Annotated in this window: 15 protein-coding genes and 1 tRNA gene; all 16 read left to right on the top strand. The window is 45.1% G+C overall.

The features are described from left to right. Positions 1-333, top strand: a 333-nt coding sequence (locus tag ACTB1O_RS00455; protein WP_462993170.1) for a 30S ribosomal protein S4, incomplete at its 5' end; no start/stop codon positions are given. Beyond that, complete coding sequence (locus tag ACTB1O_RS00450) at positions 334-732, top strand: 30S ribosomal protein S11 (protein WP_462993169.1); 399 nt, start codon at positions 334-336, stop codon at positions 730-732. It begins immediately after the preceding gene. Positions 733-735: 3 nt separating this feature from the next. Next, entirely contained in the window at positions 736-1,557 is an 822-nt protein-coding gene (locus ACTB1O_RS00445; protein WP_462993168.1) for a DNA-directed RNA polymerase subunit D, read from the top strand. 2 nt (positions 1,558-1,559) lie between these two features. Further along, a complete protein-coding gene (locus ACTB1O_RS00440; protein ID WP_462993167.1) occupies positions 1,560-1,922 on the top strand; it encodes a 50S ribosomal protein L18e in 363 nt (120 codons plus the stop codon). A gap of 5 nt (positions 1,923-1,927) precedes the next feature. Next, positions 1,928-2,350 (top strand): 50S ribosomal protein L13, encoded by a 423-nt coding sequence (locus ACTB1O_RS00435; protein ID WP_462993166.1) that lies wholly within the window; start codon positions 1,928-1,930, stop codon positions 2,348-2,350. Between the two features lie 14 nt (positions 2,351-2,364). After that, a complete protein-coding gene (locus ACTB1O_RS00430) occupies positions 2,365-2,766 on the top strand; it encodes a 30S ribosomal protein S9 (RefSeq protein ID WP_462993165.1) in 402 nt (133 codons plus the stop codon). A gap of 30 nt (positions 2,767-2,796) precedes the next feature. Continuing rightward, on the top strand, positions 2,797-2,985 hold the full coding sequence (locus ACTB1O_RS00425) for a DNA-directed RNA polymerase subunit N (protein ID WP_462993164.1): 189 nt from the start codon (positions 2,797-2,799) through the stop codon (positions 2,983-2,985). A gap of 8 nt (positions 2,986-2,993) precedes the next feature. After that, positions 2,994-3,066, top strand: a tRNA-Pro gene (locus ACTB1O_RS00420). A gap of 42 nt (positions 3,067-3,108) precedes the next feature. Beyond that, entirely contained in the window at positions 3,109-3,276 is a 168-nt protein-coding gene (locus ACTB1O_RS00415) for a DNA-directed RNA polymerase subunit K (protein ID WP_462993163.1), read from the top strand. A 20-nt stretch (positions 3,277-3,296) separates the two neighbouring features. Next, a complete protein-coding gene (gene rpsB / locus ACTB1O_RS00410; RefSeq protein WP_462993162.1) occupies positions 3,297-3,905 on the top strand; it encodes a 30S ribosomal protein S2 in 609 nt (202 codons plus the stop codon). A 26-nt stretch (positions 3,906-3,931) separates the two neighbouring features. After that, complete coding sequence (gene amrB, locus ACTB1O_RS00405; RefSeq protein ID WP_462993161.1) at positions 3,932-4,735, top strand: AmmeMemoRadiSam system protein B; 804 nt, start codon at positions 3,932-3,934, stop codon at positions 4,733-4,735. Between the two features lie 8 nt (positions 4,736-4,743). After that, on the top strand, positions 4,744-5,643 hold the full coding sequence (gene mvk / locus ACTB1O_RS00400) for a mevalonate kinase (RefSeq protein WP_462993160.1): 900 nt from the start codon (positions 4,744-4,746) through the stop codon (positions 5,641-5,643). Beyond that, a complete protein-coding gene (locus tag ACTB1O_RS00395) occupies positions 5,609-6,382 on the top strand; it encodes an isopentenyl phosphate kinase (RefSeq protein ID WP_462993159.1) in 774 nt (257 codons plus the stop codon). Before mvk ends, ACTB1O_RS00395 begins: the two co-directional genes overlap by 35 nt. 260 nt (positions 6,383-6,642) lie before the next feature. After that, positions 6,643-7,689: a type 2 isopentenyl-diphosphate Delta-isomerase gene (fni, locus tag ACTB1O_RS00390; protein WP_462993171.1), complete on the top strand. Its 1,047-nt coding sequence runs from the start codon at positions 6,643-6,645 to the stop codon at positions 7,687-7,689. A 20-nt stretch (positions 7,690-7,709) separates the two neighbouring features. Continuing rightward, entirely contained in the window at positions 7,710-9,056 is a 1,347-nt protein-coding gene (locus ACTB1O_RS00385) for an RNase J family beta-CASP ribonuclease (RefSeq protein ID WP_462993158.1), read from the top strand. Positions 9,057-9,077: 21 nt separating this feature from the next. Beyond that, a partial coding sequence (locus ACTB1O_RS00380; protein ID WP_462993157.1) for a polyprenyl synthetase family protein occupies positions 9,078-9,892 on the top strand: 815 nt, incomplete at its 3' end.

Below are 9,892 nucleotides of genomic sequence, written 5' to 3'. Positions count from 1 at the left end.
AGAAAGGAAGATGAGCTTTTAGGCCACCTTGCACGCTACGGACTTCTTGGAGAAAGTGCTGGTATTGGTGATGTTCTTGCTATGAAGGCAGAGACTGAACTTGAACGTCGTCTTCAGACTATTGTCTACAGACGCGGTCTTGCACGTTCCCCAAAGCAGGCACGTCAGTTTATCACACACGGACATATCATGGTTGAGGGAAGAAAAGTAAGCATTCCCGGATACCGTGTAAAAAAATCCGAAGAGTCTTCAATTGGATATTACGGTACATCCCCGATGAGAAACGAAGTTCATCCTGAGCTTGTACGCATAAAATCCGGAGGCAGAGCGTAAATGGCAGCAGACTCAAATGAAAAATGGGGCGTTGCTCATATCTATGCCTCATTTAACAACACTGTAATAACAGTAACAGATCTTTCCGGTGCAGAGACTGTAACAAAGTCTTCCGGCGGAATGGTTGTAAAGCAGGCACGCAATGAGAGTTCACCATATGCCGCAATGCAGATGGCTCAGAACATAGCCCAGGCAGTAAGAGACAAGGGCTTTGTCGGTCTTCATGTAAAAGTGCGTGCACCGGGAAGAGGGAAACAGCGTAGCCCCGGCCCCGGAGCACAGGCTGCAATTCGTGCACTTGCCCGTGCAGGTGTCCGTATTGGACGTATGGAGGATGTAACGCCCGTTCCACACGACAGCATTCGTGCTAAAGGTGGAAGAAGGGGCAGGAGAGTCTGATTAATGGATATTGCATTCAGCAGACTTGAGAGTTGTGTGGCAAAATTTGTTCTCTCCGATGCAAATTCGGGGTTTGCAAATACTTTGCGCAGGACGATGATTGGTGAGGTGCCAAAACTGGCAATCGAAGATGTGATGATATATGACAATACCAGTGCACTATTCGACGAGATCCTCTCACATCGCTTAGGTCTCATTCCGCTCAGGACAAACCTTTCAGAATACAAGAAAAAGTCAGAGTGCTCCTGCGAAGGCAAGGGGTGCTCAGCATGCGAATCAGTATATACACTCAGTGTTGAGGGTCCGTGCACTATCAAATCCAGTGATTTGATCCCACAGAACCCTGACGCAGCACCGGTAAGCCCGGACATTCCAATTGTAAAACTGGAAGAAGGGCAGAAAGTGGTGTTGGAAGCTCATGCCGAGATAAACTGCGGCCTTGAACATGCTAAATGGCAGCCAACACTTGCCTGTGGATACAAAGCATATCCTGTCATCACAATTGACGACAGATGTGATGCCTGCGGTGCCTGTGTTGAGGAATGTCCGCGCAGCATCCTGAAACTGAACAAGAAATCTGTCGAATTAATTGACGGAAGACTTGAGTTCTGCTCTATGTGCAGACTATGTGAAAAAGCATGTATGGCAAGCGGAATTGAAAAATCTGCAATTCGCGTAAATCCTGATAATACCAGGTTCATCTTTGTCGTGGAAAGCGACGGTTCGATGGACGTAAAAGAGATTATCATGCGCGGACTTTCAAATATCAAAGGCAAATCCGAGAGTCTGGTGAATGTATTAACCAATATATCTGGAGCGATCTAAAAATGAAGAGAGCTGCAAAGACAAATCCACGCTATTCTGTCCTGGTATCAATGCTTAAGGAAGCATCAAGGGCAAATGAATCAGGTGTATGGCGCGAGATTGCAAAGAGACTGGAAAGGCCCAGCAATAACTTCGCAGAAGTTAACCTGAGCAAGATAAACAGGTACGCCCGCGAGGGTGAAACTGTGATTGTGCCGGGCAAGGTTCTTGGAAGTGGCATTCTGGAAGCCGGAGTCAGTGTTGCGGCACTGAACTTCAGCGATTCCGCTGTAACCAAGATTATGGACGCAAAAGGAACCTGTATGACAATAGAAGACCTCGTTAAGAAAAATCCCGAGGGTAAAAAAGTCAGAATTCTGAGGTGAAGGAAATGGTAACTGTAATAGATGCAACAGACCTTCGTCTCGGAAGGCTTGCAAGTATTGTGGCAAAACGTGTTCTTCAGGGAGAAGAGATTGCAATTATAAATTCAGAGAATGCAGTTATCTCCGGTTCAAGGGCACGTATCCTTGAAGACTATGATACAAAACGCAAGCGCGGTTCCAGAGAAGGCGGTCCGTTCTACCCGAGAAGGCCTGAACACATTGTAAAGCGTACAATAAGGGGGATGCTTCCATACAAGAGACAGCGTGGTGCAGAGGCACTCAAGCTTGTCAAAGTATATGTCGGTGTTCCGGTACAGTTTGCAGGTGCAGAGGTTGAGATTATCGAATCCGCTCACATTGAGGGTCTTTCAACACCAAAGTATGTGACGGTCGGTGCAGTCAGCAAAAGCCTTGGAGCGAATTTCTAAGGGGGTTTTTTAATATGTCTAAAGTTGTGAATACAAGCGGTAAGAGAAAGACAGCAATTGCCCGTGCAACTCTTAGGGAAGGTAAAGGACGTGTCCGTATCAACTCCGTACCCCTTGAGATCTATGGGACCGAGCTTTCGCGCATGAAGATTTCAGAAGCACTTCTCCTAGTACCCGGTGTCCTTGATGGCGTTGATGCAAGCATTGATGTTTCAGGCGGCGGCTACATGGGGCAGGCAGAGGCTGTAAGAACAGCACTTGCACGTGGTATTGTCGAATGGCACAATGACCCGAAGATCAAAGACACATTCCTTGAATATGACAGGACTCTTGTTGTCAATGACTCGCGTCAGAAAGAAGCGAAGAAGCCGCATGGTCGCGGTGCAAGAGCAAAATTCCAAAAGTCTTATCGTTAAGACTTGTAAAAATATAAGGGAGAGATCAGAATGATACCAGTCCGGTGCTTCACATGTGGAAAGGTAGTTTCTACCGAATGGGAAGAGTTTAAAAGAAGAAGAGATGCCGGAGAGAATCCACAAGCGATTCTCGATGATCTCGGACTTGAGCGCTATTGCTGCAGGCGTATGCTGCTCACGCATAAGGAGATCATTGACGATCTCAACCCTTATCAATAAATTTAGGGGGGGTCGTGGGGTAGCCTGGAATCCTATGGCGTTCGGGATGCTGTGACCTGAGTTCGAATCTCAGCGACCCCATTTTCCAAAAATTATTGCAGAAAAAAATTTTGTGGAGTCATAATGGAATCATACACCCGATATGAAAGAGCCAGAATTGTAGGAGCACGTTCCCTTCAAATATCGATGGGCGCCCCTGTTCTGGTTAAAACCGAGAAGATAGATCCTCTTGAGATCGCGATTGAAGAGTACCAGAAAGGTGTCATACCTATCACCGTAAAAAGAACTTAGAATTAATAGGAGCTGATGTATTGAACGCAACTGAAATTGAAATAGAACTTAATGAATCACTTGTCCCTGTTGAAGATTACCTTGCTGCAGGTGTCCATATCGGGACCCAGCAGAAAAGCCAGGATATGAAAAAATTTATCTACCGCGTACGCGGAGACGGTTTATATATCCTTGATATTCAGAAGACTGATGATCGCATCAGGACCGCAGCAGAATTTCTCTCAAAGTTTGATTCTGCAAACATCCTTGTAGTAACCTCCCGTCAGTACGGCCAGTACCCTGCAAAGAAATTTGCAGATGCAATTGGCGGAACGTCCAAAGTCGGGCGTTTTATCCCGGGAATGCTTACAAATCAGAGAATCTCCCAGTACGTGGAACCTGACGTAATTATCGTAACAGATCCTATCGGAGATTCACAGGCAATAACAGAAGCGGTACAGTGTGGAATCCCTGTAGTTGCACTATGTGACACAAACAACATCACAAAATACATTGATCTCGTAATTCCGACAAACAACAAGGGAAGAAAAGCCCTCAGCATGATTTACTTCCTCCTTACAAGGGAGATTTTAAAGTCACGCGGAATTACAACAACTCTTACTCAGGAAGATTTTGAGATAGACTTATAATCTTTTTAAGGGTATATATCACTTTCATGGTGACACGCAGGGCAACTCTTGCAGGGATATTTTACCCCGACAATCCTGCTCTTTTAAGGCAACAGCTGACTGAATTTTTTGGAAATGTTTCTTTAAAATATACCGGGAGCGCTCTTGGTATTGTCTCTCCTCATGCAGGAATTACTTATTCTGGACTTTCTGCAGCACATGCCTACTCCTCGATAAGGAGTGATTTTTCCGGAACATTTATTGTTGTCGGGCCGAGCCATGCCGGATATCCCGACTGCATATCAACACTTTCATGGCAGACTCCTCTTGGAACAGTTGAAAATGATTCTTTTCTTTCAAAAAAACTTTCAATGGCAATAAAAGAGGATAATTTTGCTCATGCCCGGCAGGAGAATTCCCTTGAAGTTCAGATGCCTTTTATTAAATTCAGATTCCCTGATGCGAAGGTTGTTGCAGTTTTAATGGGAAACCAGGGTCGGGCAAATGCACTTGCAATGGCAGAAGCAATCTATAATACTGTTTCAGATACAAAATCAGATGTAATAGTTGTTGCATCTTCTGACTTCTCGCACTATGTGCCTGAATCACGGGCTCTAAAATATGATAAATATGCTATAGATGCGCTAAAAGATCTCAATACGGCTGAATTTTATCGCCGCATATTTGATGAGGGTATAAGCGCGTGCGGATATGGTCCGATAACAGTGATGGTGGAGTACTGCAGGATGAGGGGGGCTAATAAAGGAGTTCTCCTTAACTATTCGACAAGCGGTGACGTCACAAAGGACTATCTTCAGGTAGTCGGTTATGCGGCAATGGCAGTGGAGTAAATAAATATATGGCTACATGGAGTGCACCTGGCAAGGTGTTTTTATTTGGCGAGCATGCGGTGGTTTTCGGAAAACCAGGTCTGGCCATGGCTATAAAACCGAGAGTATACGTAACGGTCCGAAAATCCCGAAATCCTCCACGTGTCAATTCTCCTTATATAGAGGGCTGTTTTGAGGAGACCGGAGTTTCGGGAAGTGTCTATATTCACTCCCAGCTTCCAAGTTCATCAGGTCTGGGTTCTTCTGCAGCTGTTGTAGTCGCAACACTGTCAGCAATAAATGATGAGTTCAGGCTTGATTTGGGACGATCAAATATAGCTTCAATTGCATATAAAATTGAAAAGAGAGTCCAGAAGGGACGTGCAAGCCCGACAGATACATTTGTTTCGGCATATGGGGGGATTGTCCTTATAAAAGACGGCAAAAGGAGAAGACTTCCGCCTGAGAATTTTAATATTGTTATCGGCAATACGATGGTCTCTCATAAGACGTCCGAGCTTGTTGAGATGGTAGGGGAATTTAGGGCCAGCAATCCTCTTGTGGTAGATCCTATACTCGATGCGATTGAGGCTGTTACATTGCGTTCGCTGCATAATTTTTCAAACTTAAAGCTTCTTGGAAAATATATGGATGTCAATCATGCGCTCCTGGAGGCACTGGGGGTGGGGCATCCTGCGTTGTCACGTCTTATAGCGGCATCGCGTACAGCAGGTGCATACGGGGCAAAAATGACAGGTGCCGGTGGAGGGGGATGTATGATAGCACTCTGCCCGAAACGTTCAAAGAGCAAGGTTGCAGCGGCAATAGAGGCTGCAGAAGGAAGGGCTATTATAACAACAATTGATACTGATGGCGTAAGAAAAGAGGACGAATATGGCAGAGCTGATTATTTTAAAACTGGGCGGTAGTGTAATAACCGACAAATCAGGAAGATGCAGGGTGGATAGTGAGAGGATCTCTGCCCTTGCAGAGGAAATTTCTGCAAGGAAAGATATATTCCCGATAATTATTCACGGTGCAGGTTCCTGTGGTCATCCCGAGGCAAAAGAGCATCACCTTGATAAGGGCTTAGATCAAACAAATAAAGCAGGTATATTTATCACACATCATGCTGTCAGGCAATTGAATGATGCAGTGGTAAACGCGCTTCGTGCCAGCGGTGTGGAATCAGTAGGTCTGCACCCGCTAGATGCATGTACTGCGAAAAACGGACGTCTAATATCATTTGAATGCGGGCCCATAGAGCTTCTTGTAAAAAACGGCATAGTACCTGTGCTTCACGGAGATGTCGCAATGGACGAGGAGAAGGGAGCCTGCATTGTTTCAGGAGATCAGTTAATAAGTTATCTTGCAGGCAGCATTTCTGTTGACAGAATCGGGCTTGCAACGGATGTACCGGGTGTTTTAAAGGACGGTTGTGTGATACCACACATTGATGCAGTCTCCGCCCGGAATCTAAAAATAAACGAATCCGGTAATACAGATGTAACAGGCGGAATGCGGGGCAAGATTGATGAGCTTCTCACTCTGGCTGAAAAGGGAATTGAATCAAATATATTCCACGTATCCCGAACCGGTGATTTCTTAGACGGGCGCGACCACGGTGGCACGGTTGTCACCAGAGAAAATGTCCACAAAACGTTCTGATATAAAAAATTCCAAAAAGGCCTCTACCTGACCTATTTAGGATTTGTATTATCAGAGATAAAGTGGTGTGGAAATAGTAGAATAAGGGCAAAAAAGACACAAAATCCCACATAGTGTCGAACGGCAGAAATGCCTGAAGGAAAACAAAAAAACGGGCCATTTTAGAAATGAGGGGCGCTTAAGTTCTTCACAAAGGGCTGTTTTTTTAATTCTTCTCTCTGCAGATGCCCTTTTTCAGTACGGATAAGGGGTTGGAGAATATACAAAAATCAGAATATACATCCTCACGTAAAAGAGAGCACCTTGAGATCTGCTGTGAGAAAAATATTGAGGCCGGTTTCTCAGGGTTTGATGATGTGAAACTTGTGCACAACGCACTTCCCGAATGCGATATGGAAATGATAGATACATCGGTGAGATTCCTTGGTCACAATCTCACATCACCTCTTTTTATTGCGGCAATGACAGGCGGTCATCCTGATACACTTGAAGTGAACAGGCGGCTTGCGTGTGCGGCAGAGCATTTCAATATCGGAATGGGTGTAGGTTCACAGCGTGCAGCGCTTGAAAATCCCTCTCTTGAGGATAGCTTTACAATTGTACGTGAAAAAGCCCCCAAAGCATTTATCTGTGGAAATCTCGGCGCAATACAGCTCTGTGAAAAAGGTCCCGAGTGGGCTGATAAGGCAGTGGAAATGATTGATGCCCAGGCAATATGTATCCATTTAAACCCTTTACAGGAAGCGATACAGCCTGAAGGTGATCATGATTCAAAAGGCTGTCTTGATGCAATAAGAGAACTGTGCGAGACATCAAAGTATTCGGTTATTGTAAAAGAGACCGGCTGCGGAATCTCTTTGGAAACTGCAAAAAAATTGTGGGGCTGCGGAGTTTCTGCAATAGATGCCGGCGGTCTTGGCGGAACATCCTGGGCTGCTGTTGAAGCGGTTCGGGCAGAAGAAATAAGCCTTGCAGAGACCGGCAGAATATTTTCTGACTGGGGTATTCCGACAGCAGTATCCCTGATTGAAATTGCGGGTCAGAATAAGCCCGTTATCGCAACCGGTGGTCTGAGAAGCGGTATTGATATTGCAAAGGGAGTAGCACTGGGTGCATCTCTTTGCGGGATGGCTCTTCCGCTTTTAAAACCGGCGATGGAAAGTTATGATTCCCTTGCTGCAGAGATAGAAAAGATTCAAAGAGAGCTTGTTGTTTCCATGTATCTTACAGGATCGCAGGATTTGGATTCTCTTTCCAAAGTAAGGACCTATATTACGGGAATTACAAGAGAAATGATTAATATCTGAAATTTCAGGAGTTTAAAAATATGGATGTAGAAATAATAGCCGTAGGCGGTTATAATGAAGTCGGCAGGAATATGACTGCCGTACGCTACGGCAAAGAGATAGTAATATTTGATATGGGTCTGCGACTGGACCAGATTATGATCCATGAGGATGCAGAAGTTGAAAATATGCATTCTCTCGATCTAATCGAGATGAAGGCCATTCCGGACGATACCATAATGAATACGGTGGAAGGCAGTGTAAAGGCGATTGTCTGCACACACGGACACCTTGATCACATAGGTGCAATTCCAAAACTTGCGCACCGCTACAATGCCCCGATCATCGGAACTCCCTATACTGCGAAGTTAATTGAACAGCAGATTGAAGGAGAGAAAAAGTTCGGAGTTACAAATAAGGTTTTTGCATTAAATGCCGGTTCAAAATACAGATACGAGATATCAAAGGACCTAAGTATTGAGTTTGTAAATGTCCAGCACTCAATTATTGATACTGCAATGGCGGTTTTACACACTCCTGCCGGAATTGTTGTTTATGCCAATGATTTCAAGCTTGACAGAACACCTGTTCTTGGAAATCCTCCTGATTTTGCACGAATGCGTGAACTTGGAAAGGAAGGCGTTTTGGCACTTATTATTGAGAGTACAAATGTCAGGCTTCCTGGCAGATGCCCGAGCGAGAGAGTTGCGCAAAAGCTTGTCCGCGATGTGATGACAAGCTATGAAGATGATAAAAATGCAATGATTGTAAGCACTTTTTCATCGCATATTGCACGTGTAAAGACGATTGCGGAATGTGCACATGAGATCGGAAGAAAACCGGTCCTTCTTGGCAGATCAATGGAGAAATATTCCTCAACAGCCGAACAGCTGAAACAGGTAAGTTTCCCCGAGACTTTGTCAATGTTTGGAAACAGAAAGACGGTTGACAGGACGATGCGCCGTATGATGAAGGAAGGCAAGGAAAAATACGTTCCTATTGTCACAGGACATCAGGGAGAGCCCGGTGCAATCCTGACCCGTCTTGCTGCGGGAAACACACCTTATCGTATCGATAAGGGAGACAAGGTTATGTACAGTGCAACTATTATTCCGAATCCGATGAACTTCGGCCAGAGATATCATCAGGAAACCCTTCTCAGAATGAAAGGCGCACGTATATTTGAAGGAATGCATGTGAGCGGCCATGCACAGCGTGAGGATCATTATGAGGTGCTCAGCCTTCTAAATCCACAGCACATCATCCCTGCACACGGGGATATTGACATGACAGGCGAATACATGAAGCTTGCAAGTGAATGCGGATACACTCTTGGAAATGATGTGCATCTTTTAAGAAACGGCATGAAACTTTGTGTGACAAAATAAAAACTTAAAGGTGTTTAATACATGAAACTTGAAGAATATCTTGAAAAAACTGCAGAGGATGTTGATATTGAGCTTTTCCGTCTTTTTGGGGCAGCTCCCGGACAGCTGAACAAGGCAAGTGCATATCTTCTTTTAGCCGGTGGAAAGAGGCTGAGACCGGCTGTTGTTATGCTTGCAGCAGATATTATCAAAAAAGGATGTTCACGTGAGCTTCTTCCGGCAGCGCTTGCTCTGGAGGCAACACATACTTTCACTCTTGTTCATGATGACATAATGGACGATGATTTACAACGCCGCGGTGTTCCGACAGTTCACTGCAAGTGGGATATGCCTACGGCCATTCTTGCGGGTGATGTTCTTTATGCGGAGGCTTTTGAGCTTATTATCAAATCTCTTGCTGAAAATTACGCCAAGGTTTTAAGTGTGGATATTCTTGCCCGCACATGCGTTGAAATCTGTCAGGGACAGCATGAGGATATGTCTTTTGAAAAACGCGATGATGTTTTGGATTATGAATATATTGACATGGTGGGGAAAAAGACCGGCAAGCTCTATGCGGCAGCGGCAGCAATCGGCGGGACTCTTGCCGGCGGAGATGTCAAGCAGGTCCAGGCGCTTCATGACTGGGGATATTTCAGTGGCATTGCTTTTCAGATTCAGGATGACCTAATTGATCTGATGGCTACAACTGATAAGAGCGGCAAGGATCAGGGCTCTGATTTATCGGAAGGAAAGCAGACTATTGTTGCAATAAAGGCCAGAGAGGCAGGTCTGGATCTTTCAAAATTCAGAAAACAGGGACTCACCCAGGATGAGATAAAAGAGGCAATAGAGAT

The organism is Methanomicrobium sp. (genome assembly GCF_055145805.1).
The sequence above is the reverse complement of the archived record's forward strand: the minus strand, read 5'-3'. Positions and strand labels throughout refer to the sequence as shown.

Excerpts from the sequence above, each read along its gene's own strand:
- amrB (WP_462993161.1), top strand. The coding sequence starts at position 3,932 with ATGGTGACACGCAGGGCAACTCTTGCAGGGATATTTTACCCCGACAAT.
- ACTB1O_RS00385 (WP_462993158.1), top strand. The coding sequence starts at position 7,710 with ATGGATGTAGAAATAATAGCCGTAGGCGGTTATAATGAAGTCGGCAGG.
- ACTB1O_RS00440 (WP_462993167.1), top strand. The coding sequence starts at position 1,560 with ATGAAGAGAGCTGCAAAGACAAATCCACGCTATTCTGTCCTGGTATCA.
- ACTB1O_RS00445 (WP_462993168.1), top strand. The coding sequence starts at position 736 with ATGGATATTGCATTCAGCAGACTTGAGAGTTGTGTGGCAAAATTTGTT.
- ACTB1O_RS00450 (WP_462993169.1), top strand. The coding sequence starts at position 334 with ATGGCAGCAGACTCAAATGAAAAATGGGGCGTTGCTCATATCTATGCC.
- ACTB1O_RS00395 (WP_462993159.1), top strand. The coding sequence starts at position 5,609 with ATGGCAGAGCTGATTATTTTAAAACTGGGCGGTAGTGTAATAACCGAC.
- ACTB1O_RS00430 (WP_462993165.1), top strand. The coding sequence starts at position 2,365 with ATGTCTAAAGTTGTGAATACAAGCGGTAAGAGAAAGACAGCAATTGCC.
- ACTB1O_RS00415 (WP_462993163.1), top strand. The coding sequence starts at position 3,109 with ATGGAATCATACACCCGATATGAAAGAGCCAGAATTGTAGGAGCACGT.
- ACTB1O_RS00435 (WP_462993166.1), top strand. The coding sequence starts at position 1,928 with ATGGTAACTGTAATAGATGCAACAGACCTTCGTCTCGGAAGGCTTGCA.
- mvk (WP_462993160.1), top strand. The coding sequence starts at position 4,744 with ATGGCTACATGGAGTGCACCTGGCAAGGTGTTTTTATTTGGCGAGCAT.
- ACTB1O_RS00425 (WP_462993164.1), top strand. The coding sequence starts at position 2,797 with ATGATACCAGTCCGGTGCTTCACATGTGGAAAGGTAGTTTCTACCGAA.